At 74.8% G+C, this 21039-nt stretch carries 16 protein-coding genes; 8 read left to right on the forward strand and 8 right to left on the reverse strand.

Features of this window, described 5'->3' with window-relative positions; genetic code table 11:
• The first annotated feature begins 120 nt into the window (after positions 1 to 120).
• Entirely contained in the window at positions 121 to 2124 is a 2004-nt protein-coding gene (locus tag ACFVGS_RS31215; protein WP_385695175.1) for a DUF2264 domain-containing protein, read from the forward strand.
• On the opposite strand, the gene ACFVGS_RS31220 is transcribed toward ACFVGS_RS31215, so the two are convergent.
• Both ACFVGS_RS31220 and ACFVGS_RS31225 read right to left on the reverse strand, forming a co-directional pair.
• Entirely contained in the window at positions 2111 to 4078 is a 1968-nt protein-coding gene (locus ACFVGS_RS31220) for a serine/threonine-protein kinase (protein WP_385695178.1), read from the reverse strand. The genes ACFVGS_RS31215 and ACFVGS_RS31220 overlap by 14 nt on opposite strands.
• Positions 4079 to 4299: 221 nt before the next feature.
• Entirely contained in the window at positions 4300 to 5622 is a 1323-nt protein-coding gene (locus tag ACFVGS_RS31225; RefSeq protein ID WP_385695180.1) for a D-arabinono-1,4-lactone oxidase, read from the reverse strand.
• A gap of 470 nt (positions 5623 to 6092) precedes the next feature.
• On the opposite strand from ACFVGS_RS31225, the gene ACFVGS_RS31230 reads away from it, so the two are divergent.
• Entirely contained in the window at positions 6093 to 7310 is a 1218-nt protein-coding gene (locus ACFVGS_RS31230; protein ID WP_385695246.1) for an amino acid deaminase/aldolase, read from the forward strand.
• 188 nt (positions 7311 to 7498) lie between these two features.
• Entirely contained in the window at positions 7499 to 8098 is a 600-nt protein-coding gene (locus ACFVGS_RS31235; RefSeq protein ID WP_385695183.1) for a TetR/AcrR family transcriptional regulator, read from the forward strand.
• 65 nt (positions 8099 to 8163) lie between these two features.
• Here ACFVGS_RS31235 and ACFVGS_RS31240 read toward each other — a convergent pair whose 3' ends face one another.
• From ACFVGS_RS31240 to ACFVGS_RS31255, 4 genes are all read right to left on the reverse strand, one after another.
• Positions 8164 to 10737 (reverse strand): ABC transporter permease, encoded by a 2574-nt coding sequence (locus ACFVGS_RS31240; RefSeq protein WP_385695186.1) that lies wholly within the window; start codon positions 10735 to 10737, stop codon positions 8164 to 8166.
• A gap of 182 nt (positions 10738 to 10919) precedes the next feature.
• Positions 10920 to 11702 (reverse strand): ABC transporter ATP-binding protein, encoded by a 783-nt coding sequence (locus ACFVGS_RS31245; RefSeq protein ID WP_385695188.1) that lies wholly within the window; start codon positions 11700 to 11702, stop codon positions 10920 to 10922.
• Positions 11703 to 11889: 187 nt separating this feature from the next.
• On the reverse strand, positions 11890 to 13215 hold the full coding sequence (locus ACFVGS_RS31250; protein ID WP_385695190.1) for an ATP-binding protein: 1326 nt from the start codon (positions 13213 to 13215) through the stop codon (positions 11890 to 11892).
• 3 nt (positions 13216 to 13218) lie between these two features.
• Entirely contained in the window at positions 13219 to 13905 is a 687-nt protein-coding gene (locus ACFVGS_RS31255; protein WP_385695248.1) for a response regulator transcription factor, read from the reverse strand.
• A 353-nt stretch (positions 13906 to 14258) separates the two neighbouring features.
• Between ACFVGS_RS31255 and ACFVGS_RS31260 the strand changes: the two genes are divergently transcribed.
• Entirely contained in the window at positions 14259 to 16559 is a 2301-nt protein-coding gene (locus ACFVGS_RS31260; protein WP_385695192.1) for a SpoIIE family protein phosphatase, read from the forward strand.
• Positions 16560 to 16636: 77 nt separating this feature from the next.
• A complete protein-coding gene (locus ACFVGS_RS31265; protein WP_384410775.1) occupies positions 16637 to 17092 on the forward strand; it encodes a tellurite resistance TerB family protein in 456 nt (151 codons plus the stop codon).
• A gap of 14 nt (positions 17093 to 17106) precedes the next feature.
• Here ACFVGS_RS31265 and ACFVGS_RS31270 read toward each other — a convergent pair whose 3' ends face one another.
• Positions 17107 to 18048, reverse strand: coding sequence for a M56 family metallopeptidase (locus ACFVGS_RS31270; protein ID WP_385695195.1), 942 nt, complete (start codon positions 18046 to 18048; stop codon positions 17107 to 17109).
• A 5-nt stretch (positions 18049 to 18053) separates the two neighbouring features.
• Complete coding sequence (locus ACFVGS_RS31275; protein WP_385695198.1) at positions 18054 to 18524, reverse strand: BlaI/MecI/CopY family transcriptional regulator; 471 nt, start codon at positions 18522 to 18524, stop codon at positions 18054 to 18056.
• 191 nt (positions 18525 to 18715) lie between these two features.
• Here ACFVGS_RS31275 and ACFVGS_RS31280 point away from each other — a divergent pair, with 191 nt between their 5' ends.
• From ACFVGS_RS31280 to ACFVGS_RS31290, 3 genes are read left to right on the forward strand one after another with little or no spacing between them, the layout of a single operon-like run.
• Positions 18716 to 19351, forward strand: a complete 636-nt coding sequence (locus tag ACFVGS_RS31280; protein ID WP_385695200.1) for an ATP-binding cassette domain-containing protein — start codon at positions 18716 to 18718, stop codon at positions 19349 to 19351.
• Complete coding sequence (locus ACFVGS_RS31285) at positions 19348 to 20226, forward strand: metal ABC transporter permease (protein ID WP_385695202.1); 879 nt, start codon at positions 19348 to 19350, stop codon at positions 20224 to 20226. Before ACFVGS_RS31280 ends, ACFVGS_RS31285 begins: the two co-directional genes overlap by 4 nt.
• On the forward strand, positions 20175 to 20984 hold the full coding sequence (locus tag ACFVGS_RS31290) for an ABC transporter substrate-binding protein (RefSeq protein WP_385695205.1): 810 nt from the start codon (positions 20175 to 20177) through the stop codon (positions 20982 to 20984). The genes ACFVGS_RS31285 and ACFVGS_RS31290 overlap by 52 nt, the downstream gene beginning before the upstream one ends.
• The last annotated feature ends 55 nt before the right edge of the window (positions 20985 to 21039 follow it).

Below are 21039 nucleotides of genomic sequence, written 5' to 3' on the forward strand. Positions count from 1 at the left end.
CCTCGCCCCACCGGACGCTGATCAAACGATCTGACGTGATCGTACGCTCATGTGTTCTTGACGTTCGATCCGTCGCTCCCTAGATTCGGTCCGCCTGATCGGACCAAGGAGCGCACCCGCATGTCCTCGATCCCGCTTCCCCCGGAGGACCGCGTCCTCAGCCCCCGCACCGGCTGGACCCGGGCGCACTGGGAGGCGGTCGCCGACGGGCTGTTGACCTCGGCCCTGCGCCACGCCGGTCCCGGACACGCCCTGATCGCCCTGCCCGGGCCCCGACCCAGCGTCTCGGGGACGCGGTCGGACGCCCTCGAAGGCTTCGCCCGGACCTTCCTGCTGGCCGCCTTTCGGATCGCGGGCGCGGCCGGCGACGATCCGCACGGCTTCCTCTCGCGCTACGCCGAGGGCCTGGCCGCCGGTACCCGCACTCCGACCACCGACCGCGACCTGACCCGCGGGGACCCGGTCTCCTGGCTCGCCGTCGGCGACCGCAACCAGCCCATGGTCGAGGCCGCCTCGATCGCGCTCGCGCTGCGCCTGACCCGCCCCTGGCTGTGGGACCGGCTCGACGACCCGGTCCGCGAGCGCGTCCGGGCCTGGCTCGCCGGAGCCCTGCACCACACCCCCGTCGACAACAACTGGTGGCTCTTCCCGTTCACCGTCGGCGGCTTCCTGACCGAGGTCGGCCCGGACGCGGACGGTGCCGCCCGGGCAGCCGTCGAGCGAGGCCTGGCGAAGATCGAGCAGTGGTACCTCGGCGACGGCTGGTACACCGACGGCCGCCCGCGCGCCTTCGACCACTACAACGGCTGGGCCTTCCACCTCTACCCCGTCCTGCACGCCCATCTCGCCGGCGCCAGGCACTTGATGGACGTCTACGGCCCCCGCCTGCGCACCCATCTCGACGGCTACTCCCGCACCTTCGGCGCCGACGGCTCCCCCATGCACCAGGGCCGCTCCCTCACCTACCGCTTCGCCGCCACCGCGCCGCTGTGGGCCGGCGCCCTCACCGGCCACACCCCGCTCGCGCCGGGCACCACCCGCCGCCTCGCCTCCGGGTCGCTGCGCCACTTCGTCGACCGGGGCGCGACGGACGCGGACGGGCTGCTCACCCTCGGCTGGCACGGGCCCCATCTCCCGCTCGTCCAGGAGTACTCGGGGCCCGCCTCGCCGTACTGGGCGAGCAAGGGCTTCCTCGGGCTCCTCCTTCCGCCCGACCACCCCGTGTGGACGGCGGCCGAGGAACCCGCTCCGGTCGAGCGCGCCGACGCGGTCGTCCCGCTCCCCCGGCCGGGCTGGCTGATCCAGTCCACCGCCGCCGACGGCGTCGTACGGCTCCACAACCACGGCAGCGACGACCAGCCGGCCGACCAGGTCCTGCCCGACGATCCGCTGTACGCCCGCCTCGCCCACTCCACCGCCACCGGCCCGGTCCTCGACGGCGCTCCGGACAACCACGTCGGCGTCCTCGTCGACGGCGAACTCAGCCTGCGCGGCCGGATCCGCCCGCTCGGCGCGGGCGAGGGCTGGGCCGCCTCCGCCCACCGGCCCCGCGTCCGGGGCGCCGAACTCCCGGGTGTGACCGTGACCTCCGTCGTCCTCGCGGCGGGTGCGGACGAGATCCACGCCCATCTGGTCACCGGCGCGCAGCCCGGCACCGAGGTGCGTCACAGCGGCTGGGCGGCGGCGGGCACGACCGTCGCGGAGAGCACGGACGGGCTGTCCGCCCGGGTGGTCGCCACGACGCCGGGCGGTACGTGGCTGACGTCGTCCATGCGGAACGTCCACGGGTACGCCGCGGCCGCCACCCGGCCCGTACCGAGCGGCACCGCGTACGGGACGGCGGCCGCGCTGCCCGTCCTCACCGGCACCACGGGTGGTACGGCCACCCTCTTCGTCGCCGCCACGAAGCTCGCTGCGACGAAGGTCTCCGCCACAGGGCTCTCCGGGGCGACGTCCTCCCCCACGACGCCCTTCTCGGCCGAGCCGCAGGGCCTTCCGGCGCTTTCCGTGCACGTCGAGGGGGCCCGGGTCCGGCTGCGCCGGCCCGACGGCACGGAGCTGGAGGCGGTGCTCGCGCCCGAGGCGGTCACCGTGACCGTGAAGCGGCCGCTCAGCAGCGGATGAGCGAGCCGCCGGTGAGGGTGGACTTGTCGGCGAAGATCCAGCCTTCGGTGGTCGTGCCCTGGATCCGGGCGAAGATCCACTTGTTGCCGTGGGCGTTGGTCACGTAGCAGTCGTACGAGACCTTCACGCCGGTCTTGATCACGGTCACGTACGAGCACTCCGCGTACGGCCCGGTGTAGAGGTGGGTGTTCTGGCCTGCCGCACCCACGCCGCTGCTGCGGTTCGAGTGGGCCCAGCCGGTGCACGCCGTCGACACCGGCGTGGGCTCCTTCACCGTCGAGCTGGGCAGGGTGTCCTTCGAGGCGGACGGCGACGCGGTCGGCTTGTCGTCCGCGTCCCCGTCGCCGTCGCCGGGCGCCGACGTGGCTCCGCTGTCCCCGTCCTTCTGGGAAGGGGTGGCGGACGGCGTCGCGCTGGGGCTGATGGACGTCAGGTCCCCCGGGGAGGTCGCGCCGTCGGTGGCACCGCCCGCGTCGGACATGTCACCGTCGGTGGAGGTGCTCGCCGTGGGGAGCGCCGTGTCCGACCCGCCGGTGTCCGCGTCTCCGCGCATGCCGATCAGGGCGTAGGCGACTCCGCCGCAGGTGAGGACGGTTGCTGCGGCCACCGCGACGACGGTACGGGTGCGACGGCGCCGCGCGCGGACGGCGGTGGCACGCGTCTCGGCCCGGCCGACGCCACCCGCGGCCACGCCCGGCGCCACTCCCGGGTGCGCGGCGCCCGGGTGCGGAGCGGGAGCACCGTACGCGTCGGCCGGCAGGGAGAAGGCGGCGGGCTGGGGAGCCGGCTGGGAGAACGGCGTGGCGGCGGGAGGACCGAAGGCCGCCGGCGGTGGCGTGACGGCCTGCGGGGCCGGGGCAGGGGGCGGGGTCGCGCCCAGGCCGGGCGCCGTGCCGGGGTTCGTGCCTGTGCCGGACGCCATGCCCGGGTTCGGGGCCGCGCCCAGGCCGGGCGCCGTACCCGGGTTCGGGGTCGCCCCCAGGCCGGCGGCCGGGGCCGCCGGGTGCACGCCCAGGCCCGCGGTCGGGGTGCCGCCCGGGCCCGGCGCCTGGGCCGTGCCCAGGCCTGTGCCCGTGCCGGGCGTCGGCGCGGCCCCCGGCGTCCGGCCCGCGGCGACCGCCTCCAGCATCTCGCGGGCCTGCGCGGCGTCCGGCCGCTGCAGCGGGTCCTTGGCCATCAGCGCCTGGAGCACCGGGGCGAGCGGCCCGGCGAGGCGGGGCGCCGGCAGCGGTTCGCCGACGATCGCCGCGAGCGTGGACCAGACCGACGTACGGCGGAAGGGCGCGGCGCCCTCCACGGCCGCGTACAGCGTCATGCCGAGCGCCCAGATGTCCGACGCGGCACCCGGGACCTGTCCCTGGGCGCGCTCCGGCGGGAGGTAGTCGAGGGAGCCGACGATCTGGCCGCTCTGGGTCAGCTTGGCCAGGGCCTCCTCGCCGGAGGTGTCCATGCTGGCGATGCCGAAGTCGGTGAGCACCACACGGCCGCTGCTCTCCAGGAGGACGTTGCCGGGCTTGACGTCCCGGTGGAGGACGCCGGCCCGGTGGGCCGCGTCGAGCGCGTCCATCAGCTTCGCGCCGATCGCGGCCGCTTCGCGCGGGTCCATGGGGCCGCGCTCCGTCAGCAGGTCGTCGAGGGAGGGTCCGTCGACCAGCTCCATGACGATGACGGGCAGTCCCTGCTCCTCGACGACGTCGTGCACGGTGACCACGCCGCTGTGCCGGATGCGGGCGGCGGCCTGCGCCTCGCGCTGCATCCGGACCCGCAGATCGGCCAGTTCGGCCGGGGATGCGTCGGTGTAGGCCCGCAGCACCTTGACGGCGACCTCGCGGTTCAGCAGCTGGTCCACCGCCCGGGCGACCACGCCCATGCCCCCGCGGCCGATCGTCGCGGTCACGCGGTATCGCCCGCCCAGGACCTGGCCGACCATGTCGGCGCCGTTCGCCCCCGTCACCTGTCACATCCCGTTCGTCGTACTGTTCGAAGTCCGCCACTCGGCGGGCACCAGGGTAGGGGTTCGCGTATGTGCGAGTGCGCACGGCCCAGCCCTCGATACACGGGTGCGCGCAGCAACGACGGACAGCATCGGGACATCTGAGACGAGATCAGGACACTCGACTCGGCGTCCTCACGGCGCCCCGCGGGTGGCGCGCGGGAAAAGCGTGCACCAGCGAATCACGGCCTGGCCGCTCCCGGTGCGCGTCCGAGGACGCGGTCGAGGTACGGGTTGGCGAAGAGACCGGCCGGGTCCAGCTCGTCTCGCAGGGCGACGAAGTCGTCGAAGCGCTCGTAGCGGGGACGCAGCCGTTCGGCGTCCAGGCCGTGCATCTTGCCCCAGTGCGGCCGGCCGCCGTGGGCGGCGAGGATGTCCTCGCAGGCGCGGAAGTACCGGTCGTACGGCATCCGGTGGTACTGGTGGAAGGCGATGTAGCAGCTCTCGCGGCCGTACGCGGTGGAGAGCCAGATGTCGTCGGCGGCGGTGAAACGGACCTCCAGCGGGAAGGACACCTTCTCGTCATGGGTGTCGATCCAGCGCTTCAGTTCGCCGAGCGCGTCCGCGGCCCGTTCCCTCGGGATGGCGAACTCGCCCTCGTGGAACCGGACGTCGCGCGCGGACGCGAAGACACGGTGGGAAAGGTCGGTCCACTCGCGCGTGGACATGGCGCGCGCCGCGAAGCGGGTGATCGGCGGTACGAGGGCCGGGAAGCGGGTGCCGAGCCGGTTGAGCCCCTCGAAGCCCAGGCCGCTGACGGTCTCGTCGACCCGGCGGCTCAGCGCGCCGATGGGCTTCAGCGGTGTGGTGCCGGGCAGGCGGCGGAACCTGCGGGTGAGGGTCAGATCGCTGTGCGGGAACCAGAAGAACTCGAAGTGGTCGTGGGTGTCCGCGAGTTCGTGCATCCGGTCGAGCGTCTCGGTCACGGGCGTGGTGGCGTCCCTGGCGTGCAGGACGTAGCTCGGCACGCACTGGAGCGTCACGCGGGTGAGGACGCCGAGCGCGCCGAGACCGACCCGGGCGGCCGCGAACAGCTCGGGCCGCTCGCCGGCCGAGCAGGTGACCACCGATCCGTCGGCGAGGACGAGTTCGAGGGCCCGGACCTGGGTGGCGATCCCGCCGAAGCGGAGACCGCTGCCGTGGGTTCCGGTCGAGATCGCCCCGGAGACGGTCTGCCGGTCGATGTCGCCCATGTTCTCCAGCGCGAGGCCGTGCGCGGCGAGCAGCGGGTTGAGCTTCCACAGGGGCATGCCGGCACCCACCGTGACCAGGCCGCTCTCCGCGTCGACCACGTGCGGCGCGTCGAGCCGGTCCAGCCTCAGCTGGACGCCGTCGGCGACGGCGACCGGACTGAAGGAGTGCCCCGCGCCGACGGCCTTGAGGCGTAGTCCCTCGCGGGCCGCGTCCTTCACGGCGGCGGCCACCTCGTCCGTACTTCCGGGCCGGACGACCCTGGCGGGACGTGCCTGCTGGCTTCCGGACCAGTTGCGCCAGGTCTCGGTCACGGCGGATTCCTCTCGACGGGGGGGCGGTGTGGGCGGCCGGGGGTGACCGGGAGGCCTGGGCGGCCGGGGTGGACGGGAAGGCCGGGGTGGACCGGAAGGCCGGGAGGCCTGGAGCCCTGAGGGCCTGGAGCCCTGAGGGCCTGGAGCCCTGGGGGCCTGGAGCCCTGGAGCCCCGCCCTGGAACCCCCCGGGGAAGCGGGAGGTATGCCGGGGATGCACTGGACGCGGCCCGCCGGTGTACCTCCCCGCCGGGCGGTCCCCGGGGATTCGGTTGTCCGGATGGTCGTCTTGGTCAGTCGTCCAAGTCAAGGGTCCCGATAGCTTGACTTGGACGGGCGACCAGGAGATGGTGGCCGCGCCTCGGACGGCTCCTGCCGCCGCCCCGTCAGGAAGGCGCCCACGCCATGCGAACCCCGCCCCCGTCACCCGGCTCCGACTCCCGCTCGGGCTCCGGCTCCCGCTCCGGTTTCCTGCCGCGCCCGGCCGCCCAGTCCCCCGCCGCCTCGGCGCCGTTCGCCGAGCTGGAGAGGGCGACGGCCGGTCTCACGCCGCCGTTCGCCGTCGTCGACCTGGACGCACTGCGCGCCAACGCGCGGGAGATGACCGGGCGCAGCAACGGCAAGCCCGTCCGCCTCGCCAGCAAGTCGCTGCGCTGCCGCGCGCTGATCAGCGACGTGCTGCGCCTCCCCGGCTTCGCCGGCATCCTCGCCTTCACCCTGCCCGAGGCACTGTGGCTCGCCGAACAGGCGGAGGACGTCCTCGTCGGCTATCCCACGACGGACCCCGACGCGCTGCGCCGGCTCGCCTCCGACGACACGCTCGCCGCGCGGGTGACGATCATGATCGACTCGGTCGAGCACCTGGACCACGTCGCGTCCGTGATCGGCCACTACGGCCCTCCGGTACGGGTCTGCCTCGACCTCGACGCCTCCCTGCGCCTGTGGGGCGGCCGCCTGCACCTGGGGATGCGGCGCTCCCCGCTGCACTCCCCCGCCCAGGCCCGCCAACTCGCCCGCGCCGTCGTCGCCCGCCGCCGTTTCCGGCTGGTCGGGCTCATGTCGTACGAGGGGCAGATCGCCGGTGTCGCGGACGACCAGCCCGGCCCGCGCGCCGCCCGGGCGGCGCTCCGGCTCGTCCAGCGGGTCTCCGCGCGCGAACTGGCGCGGCGCAGGGCCGAGGCGATCCGCGCCGTCCGCTCGGTCGCGGACCTCGAGTTCGTCAACGGCGGCGGCACCGGCAGCCTGCACACGACCTCGGCCGAGGCGGCCGTCACCGAACTCGGCGCCGGCTCCGGCCTCTACGCCCCGGCGCTCTTCGACCACTACCGCGCGTTCACGCCGTATCCCGCCGCCTTCTTCGTCCTCCCCGTCGTCCGCCGCCCGGCGCCCCGGCACGTCACGGTCCTCGGCGGCGGCTGGACCGCCTCCGGACCGGCGGGCGCGGACCGCCTGCCCGTACCCGTGTGGCCGCCCGGCCTGCGCCTGCTGCCCCGCGAGGGCGCGGGCGAGGTGCAGACGCCGCTCACCGGGGAGGCCGCCGACGCGCTGCGGCTCGGCGACCGCGTATGGTTCCGCCACGCCAAGGCCGGCGAACTGTGCGAGCGGGTCGACCGGCTGCACGTCGTGGCGGGCGGCCGGATCGTCGACGAGGTCCCCACGTACCGGGGAGAGGGCCACGCCTTCCTCTGACCTCTTCCTACGGCGGCCCCTGTCCCTCCGGCGACTCACTCCTGTCCCTGCGGCGACTCCTGTCCCACCGGCGACTCACTCCTGTCCCTCTGGATGACTCCTGCCCCTCCGGCGGCTCCTGTCCCGTGCCTAGACTCCTGTTCTCCTCCACCCGCCTGCCCGCCCGCCCGCCCGCCCAGGGAGCCTGCATGACCCGCCTGTCGGCCGACGAACGCCGCGACCAGCTCGTCGAGGCGGCCATCGCCGTCATGATCCGCGACGGCGTCGCGAAGGCGACCACCCGGGCCATCACCACCGAGGCCGGGGCCCCGCTGGGCGCCTTCCACTACTGCTTCCGCTCCAAGCAGGAACTCCTGCACGCCGTGATCGACCGGATCATGCGGCGGACGCTCGTCCCCACGACGGCGACGGCCACGGAGGACGACGGCCGCTCCCCGTACGAGATCATCCGCGACACCCTGCACGCCTACTGGGACGGCATCCGCCGGAGCCCCGCCGAGCAGATGGTGACGTACGAGCTGACCCAGTACGCCCTGCGGCAGCCGGACCTGGCGGACGTGGCCCGCCGGCAGTACGCGCACTACCTCGCCGTGTTCGGCGAGTACCTGGAGGCCGTCGCCCGCGCCGCCCACGTCCGCTGGACCGTCGAGGTTCCGGTCCTCGCACGCCACGGGCTCTCCCTCATGGACGGCCTCACCCTCAACTGGCTCATCGACCGCGACGACGCCCAGGCCACGGCCGCGCTCGACGAGTACGCCCGCTACCTCGGCACGGTCGCGGTGCGGTGAGCGGTCCGGACGGTGAGCGGTGACCTTCGGAGGCCCGCAGGTGCGCCGGCGGACCGGGGCGGGTCCTAGGCCGCGGCCTCGAGCGGGCTCAAGGCCGCCGCCCTGCGGGCAGGGACGGCCGCCGCGAGGGTGCCGACCGTGAGGGACAGCAGGCAGACGAGGAGCAGCGTTCCCCAGGGAACGGCCAGGGAGTACTGCTCGACCGCGCCGTTGGCGAGCGATCCGACCGCCCAGGCGCCGAACAGCCCGCCCGTCAGGCCCAGGAGGGTGCCGAGGCCGGCGACGGTCAGCGCCTCCAGGCGGATCGTCCGGCGGACGGCGGCGCGGTCCATGCCGAGGGCCCGCAGCACGCCGATCTCACGGGTGCGTTCGGCGACCGACACCGCCAGCGTGTTCACGATGCCGAGCGCGCCGATGACGACGCCGATGACGAGCATCCCGTACATCACGCTCAGCAGGTCGGTCATGGTGCCGGCGGCCTCGCGGACGAGCTCGTCGCGGTCCTGCACCTTCAGCAGCGGGTTGTTGTCCACGGCGGTGCGCAGACGTGCCTCCAGGTCCGGCTTCGACACCGTGCCGTCCGTGCGCAGGAGGACGCGCTGGACGGAGCCGGGCAGGAGGCTGTTCCCCGCGACCTCGGAACGGACGCCGAGCGCGTCCCGTGCCGTGGGGTTGTCCTGGTAGACGCCCGCGACGGTGACCTTCGTGAACCGGTCGCCGCGCCCCAGGCTGACGTTCAGCACGTCTCCGGTCGTCACCCCGTTCTCCCTGGCCAGGGTGGCGGAGACGGCGATCCGGCCCGGTGCGAGGCCCTCGGCGGAGCCGGAGACGAACTCGAGCCTCATCGTGTCGTCGACGGTGGCCGGGTCGACGCCGGAGATCTGCCTGACGCCGCCACCGGTGAACATGGTGGAGTCGGTGACGGCGCTCGCCGTCCGCACTCCGGGCGTCCCGGCGAGCCGCCGTACGGCTGCGGGGTCGATGCCGGTCATGGTGGAGCGGGTGCTGATCACGTGGTCGGCACCGAGGCCGGCCGCGGCCTGGCGGTCGAGGGCCTGCCCGGTGGAGTTGCCGATGACGGCGAGCCCCGCGACGAGCGCGGTACTGACCAGGAGGGTGGCGGCGGTGGCCGCGGTGCGGCGCGGGTCGCGCAGCGCGTTCTCGCGTGCCAGCCGGCCGGTGACGCCGAGGCGGCCGGTCAGCCGCCCGGTCAGCCGGATCACCGGGCCGGCGAGCAGCGGCGCGAGCACGATCAGGGCGGCGACGAGCAGGCCGCAGCCGGCCATGGCGCTCCGCAGGTTCTCCTCCGACGCGTCCTGCGCGCCGCTGAGCGAGACGAGCCATCCGGCGCCGAGGACGAGGAGGCCGAGGCCCACCGCGCCACGCAGCCCGAACCGCGGGAGAGCGGGCGGCTGTTCGGCCGTACGCATCGCCTCGACCGGTGCGACCCGCGCCGCCCGCCGGGCCGGCAGCCAGGCGGCGAGCACGGTGACGCCGACACCGACGGCGAAGGCCGCGACGACCGGGAGCGGGCCGATGACGAGGGGGCCGCGGGGCAGGGTGTTCCCGCCGCTGCTCAGGACCTCGGGCAGGACGGCGGCGACGCCCAGGCCGAGCAGGAAGCCGGCCGCCGAGGCGACCAGACCGACCACCAGGGCCTCCAGCAGGACGGCGCGCGACACCTGGCGGCGCGAGGCGCCGATCGCCCGCAGCAGGGCGGTCTCACGGGTGCGCCGCGCCACGAGCATGGTGAAGGTGTTGACGATGAGGAAGGAGCCGATGAACAGCGCGACTCCGGCGAACACCATCGGCACCTTCTCGTAGCCGCGGGTCAGGGTGTCGACGAGGACCGCCTGCTGCGCCGCCTGGGCGGCTCCCGTGGTGGCCTCGGCACGGTCGGGGGGGAGCACGGCCGTGACCCGGTCGGCGAGTTCGCCCGCGGTGGTGCCGGGCGCGGCGGACAGGTCGATGCCGGTGTAGTGGCCCGGCGTCGCGAACAGCCGCTGAGCGGTCGCCTTGTCGAACAGCGCGAGGGTGCCGCCGGCGGTCACCCGGGGGTCGTCGGTGGTGACGATGCCGACGAGCCGCTTGGTCATGACCGGGCCGTCCGTGGCCAGCGTGATCGTGTCGCCGACGCGGAAGCGGCCGGCGGCCGCGGTGCCGCTGTCGACCGCGATCTCGTCGCTGCTCACGGGGCCGCGGCCTTCGGCCAGCGGATAGCGGCTGTCCGTGCCGTCCTTGGCGGGCACGTCCTCGGCTGGCACGTAGGCGGCGGCCAGGTGTGACCAGGCCCGGTCGGCCCGCAGCGGGGAACCGTCGGCCGCGTTCAGGATCGCCGAGCCGTCGGCGGACGGCCGTACCGCGGCGACGCCGGGCACCTGGGCCAGTTTCCGTACGAGCGCGTCGTCGAGCACGCCGCTCCGCTGCCGGTCCGCGGCGCCGGGCAGCGGGGCCTTCTCGGTCACGGTGACGGCGATCCCGGCGAAGCTCTTCGACGCGGCGGCGCGGTGGGCGGCGGCGGTGGAGTCCGCGAAGACGAGGGTGCCGCTGACGAACGCGACGCCGAGGCAGACGGCGAGGACGGTCATGGCCAGTCGGGCCTTGGCGGCCAGGATGTTGCGCAGGGCTGTTCTCAGCATGGGGAGCTTTCGCCTGGGAGGAGGAGAGGTGGGGAGAGGAGAGGTACGGAGAGGGGAGGTACGGAGGGAGGGGAAGGGAAGTACGGAGGGAGGGGAGGTACGGAGGGAGGAGAGCGGGGGTCGGCGGGCGGAGGCCGGACGGCGCGGGTATCAGCCGGTGCCGGTATCAGCCGGCGCGGGTATCAGCCGCTGCGGGCGCCGAGGTTCTTCATCAGGTCCAGGACCCGGTCCGGGCCGGGCCGCGTCATCTCCTCGACCAGGCGGCCGTCGGAGAGGAACACCACGCGGTCGGCGTAGCCGGCGGCGACCGGGTCGTGGGTGACCATGACCACGGTCTGGCCCAGTTCGCGCACCGAGTCGCGCAGGAAGCCCAGGACCTCGGCCCCGGCGCGCGAGTCCAGGTTGCCGGTGGGCTCGTCCGCGAAGACGATCGCGGGCCGGGAGGCCAGGGCGCGGGCGACCGCGACGCGCTGCTGCTGGCCGCCGGACAGCTGGGCGGGCCGGTGACCCAGGCGCCCGGCGAGGCCGACCATGGAGATCACGCGTTCCAGCCACTCCCGGTCGGGGCGGCGTCCCGCGATGTCCATCGGCAGCGTGACGTTCTCGATCGCGGTCAGCGTCGGGAGGAGGTTGAACGCCTGGAAGACAAACCCGATGCGTTCCCGGCGCAGTTGGGTGAGCTGACGGTCGTTCAGGCGGCTCAGCTCGGTGGTGCCGACGCGTACGGAACCGGAGGTGGGCGCGTCGAGTCCGGCCGCGCAGTGCATGAGGGTGGACTTGCCGCACCCGGACGGCCCCATGATCGCGGTGAACTCGCCCTCCCGGAAGGCGATGTCGACCCGGTCCAGGGCGACGACCCGGGTGTCGCCGCTGCCGTAGACCTTCGTGAGGTCGGTGGTGGCGGCCGCGATGCCGGGCGTCGGGTACGGCAGCAGGGGGTCGGTGGTCACGGGCACGGATGTCATGCGGACTCCTCTTCTCGTACGGAAAGGCGCACGTCGAAGGGTGTCCGGGATACGTGTCGGGACCTGGGCGGCCGTGTATCGGCGAGCGCTCCGCCGTGCGGCAGGTCTGTAGCGGCAGGTCTCTGTAGCGAGGTCTGCCGCGGCAGGTCTGCAGCGGCGCCTCCCTCGTGCCGCCGCCCGGCGCCGGTCAGGCCGGCAGGCGCAGGGTGGCGACGGCGCCGCCGTCCGGGGCGTTGGCGAGGCGCAGCGCGGCGCCGAGGACGCGGGCCTGTCCCAGGGCGATGGTCAGGCCGAGGCCGTGGCCGGAGCCGCGTTCCCGCGCGCCGGTGTGGAAGCGGCGCGGGCCGTGGCGCAGCACCTCCGGTGGGAAGCCGGGTCCGTGGTCGCGGACGACGACCGTGCGTCCGTGGACGGTGACCTGGACGGGGGCGGCGCCGTGCCGGTGGGCGTTGACGACGAGATTGCCGACGATCCGCTCCAGACGGCGGGGATCGGTCTCCACGACCTGCCCCGTCGCGGTGGCCGCGGTGGAGGCCTCGGCGGTCTCGGCGGTCTCAGTGAACTCCGTCTCCAGGCCGGTACGGGCCACGGCGTCGGCGACGACGGCGGCGAGCGGCACCCGGGCGCGGACCGGCTGTTCGGCGCCGGCGTCCAGCCGGGAGATCTCCAGGAGGTCCTCGACCAGGCCGCGCAGATCGCGTACCCGGGCCCGGAGCAGGTCCTCGGTCTCGCCGGGCGGCAGCAGGTCGGTGGCCGCGAGCAGTCCGCCGACGGGGGTGCGCAGCTCGTGGGCCACGTCCGCGGTGAACCGGCGCTCGGCGCGCAGCCGCTCGGAGAGGGCGTCGGCCATGCGGTCGACGGTGGCGGCGATGTCGGCGACCTCGTCGCGGCCCTTCGTGGCCCCCGTGCGGGCGTCGAGGTCCCCCGCCGAGATCCGGGCCGCGGTCTCGGCGACCCGGCGCAGTCTGCGGGCCACGAGGCCCGATCCGTAGACGGCCAGAGGTGCGGCTGCCACGAGCGCGGCGAGCGAGGCCACCACCATGGCCATGTCGAGCCGCGCCAGGTTGGCGTGGTCCGGGTTCAGGTTGATCTGGACGGCGAGGACGGGACTGCCCGGGCCGCCGGTCCGCTGGGCGGCCCAGACGGTCGGCCCGACGTTTCCGTCGACGTGCCCGTCGTACGCGGTGTGGCGTCTGTCGTCGGCCGGGGTACGCAGCGTGGCGGGCAGGTCGGCGGGGTCGAGCTCGGCGCCGTCCGTGAGCGTGCCGGTGCGCCGGTAGACGTCCATGGCCGCGTACAGGGAGTTGAAGGCCCGCGCGTCACCGCGACTGCGGATGTCCTGCGCGGTCCACAGGTGTACGAGCAGGCCGACCGCCGCCACGATCAGGAAGGCCGTGGCGGCGACGAGCGCGACGATCTTGCGGCGCAGGGACGTGCGGGACGGGCGACGCGCGAGGAGCGGGCGGGACGGGCGACGCGCGAGGGGCGGGCGGGACGGGCGAGGCGGGCGCACGCCTCACCGCCGGAACTTGTATCCGAAGCCCCGGACCGTCTCGATCCGGTCCCGGCCCAGCTTCCGGCGCAGCCGCTGCACGCACAGGTCGACGACGCGGCTGTCGCCGTCCCACCCGTACTCCCAGACGTCCCGCAGCAGGGTGTGCCGTTCGAGGACCACACCGGGGTGGGCGGCGAACGCGAGGAGGAGCTTCAGCTCGGTCGGGGTCAGGGCCACCAGGCGGTCCGAGACGAACACCTCCATGCCGGCGGTGTCGATCCTGAGGTCACCGAACTCCAGCACGTCGCCTTCGCCCGGCCCGCCGCCGCCCTCGGCCGGACCGGCTCCGCCCGTGGTCCGCCCGGGTGCCGGGGCGGGCGCGTACGTCGCCCGCCGCAGCAGCGAACGCATGCGGGCCACCAGCACGTACGTCTCCACGGGCTTGACCACGTAGTCGTCCGCGCCGGCCTCGAGTCCGGCGACGACGTCGAGCCCGTCGCCGCGGGCGGACATCATCAGCACCGGCACGAGGCTGGTCTCCCGGACCCTGCGGCACAGCCCGATCCCGTCGAGGCCGGGCAGCATCACGTCCAGGACCAGCAGATCGAAGGCGTTCTCCCGGAAGATTTCGAGGCCCGTGAGTCCGTCCGCCGCGGCCCGCACCTCGTACCCGTAGCGCTCCAGGGCCACCGCGAAGGAGCGGCGCATCAGCTCGTCGTCCTCGACGAGCAGGACGCGGACGGGCTGCGCGGCGGACGCGGCCTGGGCGGGCGAGGACACGGGGAGGCTCCGGTTTCTCGGTCGGCGGACGGAACGACGGGAAGAAGGGGAGGTGGACGGAATGGACGGAATGGGCGGAAGAGACGGAAGAGACGGATCTGACGGAACGATACGGCAGACAGCGCTCAGGTCCGCCCCCTCGCCCCGGGACCGTACGTATCGACGCGCAGCCGAGCGCCCGCCGATACGTCCCGGATACAGAACCGCTCGTCGTGCCGATCCGGCCGCCACCCCGCAGGATGGTCGGGGGAGCCGATCGGGTCCGAGGCGAGGAGGTCCCGGTGCCGGAGCCGAAGGACGAGGAGAGCCGCGAGGAGGCTCCGCGGCTGGGGGAGGCGATCCTGGACGCCGTTTTCACCCAGTCGGACGTGGGACTGCACGTCCTCGACACCGATCTGCGGGTGGTGCGGGTCAACCCGGTGGCCGTCGGCATGCGCGGCGTGCCCGAGGAGAGCGTCGTCGGGCGGACGGCGGCCGAGGCGTACGAGGCGCTGGGCGTGACCGTCGACGAGGAAGCGCTGCGTGACGTGCTGGCGACCGGCCAGCCGCTGAGGGACACGCTGCTGCGCAGCACCCCTCCCTCCGACCCGGGTCACGAGCACGTCTTCTCCGTGTCGGTCTACCGCCTCGAGGACGACGCGGGCCGGGCCGCCGGTCTCGTCGCCACCACGGTGGACGTGACCGACCGGGAGCGCGCGAACGCCCGGCTGCGGCTGCTGTACGACGCGCGGGAACGGATCGGCGGCACGCTGGACGTGGAGCGGACCGCCCGCGAGCTGGTCGAGGTCGCGCTGGACGGCGGTTTCGCGGACGCGGTCGTCGTGGCGCTCACGGACGCCGTTCTGCAGGGCAGGGCGCCGGAACTCGCGGGCGGGAACGGTCTGTTGATGCGCTGCGCGGCCGTCGGTGCCGCCGATCCCGGGACGCCGGTGCCGACGGCGGGCTGCGTGCTCCTGCCCGGCCTGTTCGGCTCCCCGCTGCCGGACGGGCCCGTGCTGGTCCCCGCGGCGGACGGGGTACGGCTGGTGGCGCCGTTGACGGTACGGGGCCTGGTCCTGGGTGCGGTGTCCTTCGAGCGGCGGCCGGGCTCGGAGCCGTATCTGGCGGCCGATCTCGACCTGGCGGAGAGCATCACGACGCGTGCCGCGGCGAGCCTGGAGAACGCGCTGCGGTTCACCCGCGAGCACATCGTCATGACGGCCCTGCAGAGCTGGCCGCTGCGGCAGGAGCGGGAGACGCAGCGGGCCGCCGAGATCGCCCAGCGGCGCAGGGCCGGGGGCAGCGGGGCCGGCTCGTGGTTCGACGCGCTGCCGTTGCCCGGGGCGCGGGTGGCGCTGGTGGTGGGCCAGGTGGAGCACCCGGGACTGAGCGCCGTCGCCACGATGAGCCGGCTGCGGACCGCCGTGCACAGCCTCACGACGCTCGACCTCGACCCGCACGAGCTGCTCGCCCGCCTCCACGCGACGGTCCGGCGACTCGCCCGCGAACAGCCGGGCGCGGAGGCCCAGACGGCGGGCGGGCCGACGGGCCGGGGCACCGGCACCGACACCGGCACCGACACCGGCACCGGCACCGGCACCGGCACCGGCACCGGCACCGGCACGGCGATGGACGCGGCGGGCGGCCCGCAAACCACGGAAGGCCCGGGCTGCGACCAAGACCCCAGCCACCCCAGCGGCCCCACCCACCCCAGCGGCCCCAGCGGCGCCGGCGACCCGCCACACGGCACACACGGCACACGCGGCACACGCGGCCCGCGCAGCCCGCGCAGCCCGCACGGCGCGGGCGACGGCGGCGCGGGCGCGGGCGCGGACGAGCCGACGGCGCACTGCACGTTCGCCGTGCACGACCCGGTCACCGGGCGGCTGGACATCGCGCGGGCGGGTTCCTCGCTCCTCGCGATCGTGCGTCCCGACGGTTCGGTGGACACCTCGCCGCTTCCCGAGGGCCCGCTGCTCGGCGAGGAAGGGCCTCCGTTCGCCAGCACGAGTCTCGTCCTGCCGGAGGGGAGCACGATCTGCCTGGCGTCGCCGGCCACGTCGCAGGACGAGGGCCCGACCGCCGCCGAACTGGTCGCCGCGCTCGCCGAGGCCCGCCGCGGCCCGGAGGCGATGGCGAACGACGTGGCACCGCACCTCTCCCCCGACCGTGTGCTGCTCGTCGCCCGCACCCGGCGCCTGCCCGCGCACGACCTCGCCGCATGGGACGTGCCCGCCGAGCTCCCGGCGGTCGGGCCCGCCCGGAGGCACGCGGAGAAGCGCGTCCGCGAGTGGTGGCCGGAGGCCGACGTGTTCCCGGTCGAGCTCGTCGTCAGCGAGCTGGTGACCAACGCCGTCCGGTACGGCGCCGCGCCGATCACCCTGCGGCTGATCCGCGGCGAGACGACGGTCGTCTGCGAGGTCGACGACGCCGCCCTCGTCGCGCCCCACCTGCGCCACGCCAAGGCCTCGGACGAGGGCGGCCGCGGCCTGCACATCTCCGCGACCCTGGCCGAGGGCTGGGGCGTGCGGTACCGCGAGGACGGCAAGACGGTGTGGGCCGAACTGCCCGTCGGCCCGCCGCAAGGCGACCACCGGCGCTGACCCGGGAACTCCTCCCCGGCGAGCTTCGTTCTACAAGCACGTAGAAGTTGATCGACCGACGTCGGGAGTACCGCACCATGGCCCTGTGGGACCGCATCAAGGAGTCCGCATCGACGATGCAGACCCAGCTGATCGCCCGGAAGAACGACCTCAAGAGCGGCGCGTTCCGAGACGCGAGCATGGCGATGTGTGCGCTCGTCGCCGCCGCCGACGGGACCGTCGACCCCTCCGAGCGGCGTCGTGTCGCCCAGCTCATCGCCTCCAACGAAGTGCTGCAGAACTTCGACGCGAGCGATCTGCAGCGTCGTTTCGACGACAACCTCGACAAGCTGGCCGCCGACTTCGACTTCGGCAAGGTCAGCGTCCTCCAGGAGGTGGCCAAGGCGAAGAAGAAGCCGGCCGAGGCCCGTGCCGTCGTGCAGATCGGCATCGTCATCGGCGGCGCGGACGGCGACTTCGACAAGACCGAACAGGCCGTCGTCCGCGAGGCCTGCTTCACGCTCGGTCTGCCGCCGCACGAGTTCGACCTGTAGCCGCGCCGCCGTCGCTACATCGGCGTGGCCGCGCGCAGGACGGCGAAGAGCGTGACGGCGGAGTTGGCGGAGGACAGCGCCGAGACGGTCGCCCCCGCCGCGGCGCCCCACACGGCGAGCCCCGCCGTCGTGAACGCCGACGGCCACGCGCGCGCCGCCGGGGCCGGCCGCAGCAGGGCCGCCACCCGGCGGGGCACCGGGCCGGCCTGGGCGAGGGCGGGCAGGGTGGCGGTGAGCGGGCCCCGGGACATCAGGGCCGCGGTGCCGATGGCGCGTGCCACCGTGCGGCGGCTGCCCACCTCGGCCGCCGCCTCCTCGTCCGCCCACCGCTCGGCCGTGTACGTCACGGCGGTGCGCAGCGGCCGCAGGAACGGGTTCGCGCGGGCCGCCAGGTGCACCACGACGAGATGGCGGTGGTGACGTCCCTTCAGGTGCGCGCGCTCGTGCGCGAACAGGGCCCGCCGTTCGGCCGGGCCGAGCCCGGTCAGCATCCCGGTGCTGGCCACCACGCGGTCCGGGGTCCGGCCCCGGCGGCCGGGCAGGGCGTACGCGTACGGGTCGGGGTCGGGCATCACCGCGACGGACCGCGCCGGAAGTCCCGCGAGGGCGCCCTCCGCCCCGCGGCGTACCCGGACGTGCCGCCAGGCCGCCGACGCGCAGGAGACGAGGACCGCGAGCAGCGCGGGGATGGCCGCCGGCCCCGCGAACTCGTCGTACGGGACGGCCGCCCGTACCTCCGGGTCCGACCAGCCGTCGGGCAGCGGGTTTCCCGGCAGTTGAGCGGTGCCGACGATCATGAGGAGTCCGAGGCAGAGGGTGCTGCACACGGCGAGGACACCGGCGACGGCGGTGAGCAGCCGGGTCGCGGTGCGCGGGTGCAGGCGCTGCTCGGCGAGCCGGGCCACCGGCCAGGCGGTGAGCGGAAGGACCAGCGGAAGGAAGACGAAGACTCCCATGACGGTCAGTCTTCCGCCTCGCCCGGAGCCTCCTCCGAGGTGTCGGCGAGGAGTTCGCGCAGCAGCCGCTCGTCGTTCGGCGACAACGCGGTGACGAAGCTCGCGAGGACCGCCTCGCGGTCGGCCTCGGCGTCGAGGACCTTGCGCATCCGCAGCGCCGCGAGCCCGGCCTCGTCCGCGACGGCGGTCCAGACGAAGGACCGCCCGGCCCGCTCGCGGGCCACGGCGCCCTTCCCGTGCAGCCGGGTGAGGATCGTGATGACGGTGGTGTAGGCGAGGTCGCCGGCGAGGCGCTCCTGCACCCAGGCGACGGGCACGGGCCCGGGGGCGCTGCGGAGCATGGCGAGCACCTGGGCCTCCAGTTCGCCCTGTCCGCGCCTGCGCGGTGCGGGACCCGCCCCGCCCTCGTTCCGCTCCACCACGCCGTCGTCCTCCGTGCCGTCACCGCCCGTCCCGCGCCCGGGGCGGCTGCTCATCGTACGCATCCGCGTCGGCCCCACGGGAACTCCGGCCGCCTTCCGTCCGACTCCCTCACCGCATCGGCACGGCGAACGCCGTACGGCGGCGACCCGGCACCGCGAACGCGGCACGGCGAACCCGGCGCGGCGACCGCCGTACGGCGACCCGGTACGGCAACGCGAGTGAGGGGCGGGGGCAGAGACGGCGGATGGGCGGACTGGACATACGGATGCGCGGAGTCGCCTGCCGGCACGGCCGCAACGAGGCCGTCACCGGCGTCGACCTGGAGATCGCCGCCGGTGAACGGGTCGCGCTGACCGGGACCAACGGTTCCGGCAAGACGACGCTGCTGCGCGCGGTGCTCGGGCTGCACGCACGGACGAGCGGCACGATCGAGGTCGGCGGGCGCGAGGCGCGCTCCGCCGCCGAGTGGGCGTGGCGGCGCCGGGCGTGTGCCTGGATCCCGCAGAAGCCGGCCACCGGCCGCTTCCCCCTGCGCGGGGACGAACTCCTCGGCAGCAGCGGGGCCGTCGAGGAGGCGGCAGGGGCCGCCGAGCGGCTCGGCGTCGGCGCGCTGACGGCGAGACCCGTGGACACCTTGTCCGGCGGGCAGTTGCAGCGCATGTACCTGGCGCGGTCCATCGGCTGCGTGGCGGCTGGCGCGCAGGTGCTGCTCGCCGACGAGCCGACCGCCGCGCTCGACTTCGATGGCCAGGAGGAGGCGGCGGACGTGCTGACCGCGCTTCCGGTCACGCTCGTCGTCGTGACCCACGACCGGGCGCTCGCCGCGCGCTGCGACCGGGTCCTGGAGATGGCCGCGGGCCGGCTGCGGGAGGTGCGGTGAACACGCTCGCCACGGCCGATCTCGGCGCCCTGATCCAGCTCGTGCCCGTCCGGCGGGCGGGCGCGGCCCTGCTCCTCGCGGCCGTCGGGCTGCCGGTGATCGGCGTCGTCATCGTCGGCCTGGACATCATGCCGGTGCGGTTCGCGATGATGCACGTGGCGTTGCTCGGCATCGCGGTCGGTCTCCTGACCGGTCTCGACCCGATGGTGTGCGCGCTGGTGGCCTGCGCCCTGTCGGGGGCAGCGGTCGCGCCGCTGGCCCGTACGCCGGACGGACTGTCCGGCGCGATGGGCCTGCTGATGAGCCTGGCCGTCGCCGCCGCACTGCTCGTCCTCGCCGTCTCCGGCGTCAACGCCTCGGGGGCCTTCGCCCTGCTGTGGGGCTCGATCCTGTCCGTCGGCACCGCCGACCTCGTGGTCCTGGGCGCCCTCGCCGTCGTCGTGCCGTCGCTGTTCTGGTGGCGGCGCCGCGAGGTGGCTCTGCTGCTGTACGACCGGGAGCTGGCGCAGTGTTCGGGCGTTCCGGTCCGGTTCCTGACCGCCGCGCTCCTCGTGCTGGTGGCGGTGGCCGTGGCCGGGGCGATCAAGCTGACCGGCGCGCTCCTGGTCGACGCCCTGACCCTGCTGCCCGCCCTCGCCGCCCGCCGGCTCGGCCGGTCGCTGCGGTCGATCACCCTGTGGGCGGTCGGCATCGGCGTCGCCGTCAACCTGACGGGTTTCCTGCTGGCCCTGTGGCTGGACTGGCCTCCCGGACCGGTCCTCGTCCTGACGGCGGGGGCCGTGGTCCTCGCCGCGCACCTCGTCCCCGAACGGAGAGACCGCTCATGGCGCGCACCCGTGTCCGTTTCGTTTCCCTCGTCGCCCTCGTCGCACTGAGCGCCGTGGTCCCGCTGCTCGCCGGGTGCGGGAGCGAGGACGCGCCGGACCCGCGGAAGCCCGGGGCCGGCGGGCGGGGGCCGGTGGTGGTCGCGACCACCACCTGGGAGGGCGCCTTCGCCAAGGCAGCCGGGGCCGAGGACGTCACGGTGATCGTGCCGCGCTCGGTGCACCACGCGCCGGACCACGACCCGAAGCCCTCGGACCTCGCCGCGGTCGCCGAGGCCGACTTCGTGCTGTACGCGCCCTTCGAGCCGTACGCCGGGAAGATCAGGGAGGCGGCCGGCTCGAAGGCGAGACTGGTCGAGGTGAACCTGGACAATGACCCGGCCAGGGCCGGCGCCGAAGTCGCCCGGCTTGGCTCCCTGTTCGGCACGAAGGACGCCGCCGTCCGGTGGAAGACCCGGCTCGACGGCGAGGTCGCCAGGCTGCACGGAGAGCTGAGGTCCGCCTGGCCCGGCGGCCGGAGTCCGGCCGTCGTCACCCAGGTCTTCACCGCGTGGGCGGCGGACCTCGCGGGCGCCACGACCGTGGGCACGTACGGCCCGGAGCCGGTCACCCCGTCCCAGCTCGCCTCCCTGTCGGCGAGGAAGCCCGCGTACGTCCTCGACAACGCGCACATGTCGACGGGCACGGTGCTGCCCGACGCCGGCGCGCGCCAGATCGAGATCGCGAACTACCCGGGCGAGGACCTGGACCTGCTGGCGGTGTACCGCGCAGCGGCGACCGAGCTGAGGAAGGCCATGTCCGGGGCCTGACGAGGGAGGAGGAAGGAGGGCCGCAGTCGCCGGGGCGAACAGAGTCCGCCCTCCC

Origin of the sequence: Streptomyces sp. NPDC127114, assembly GCF_042677525.1 — a bacterium.
Classification (GTDB): Bacteria; Actinomycetota; Actinomycetes; order Streptomycetales; family Streptomycetaceae; genus Streptomyces.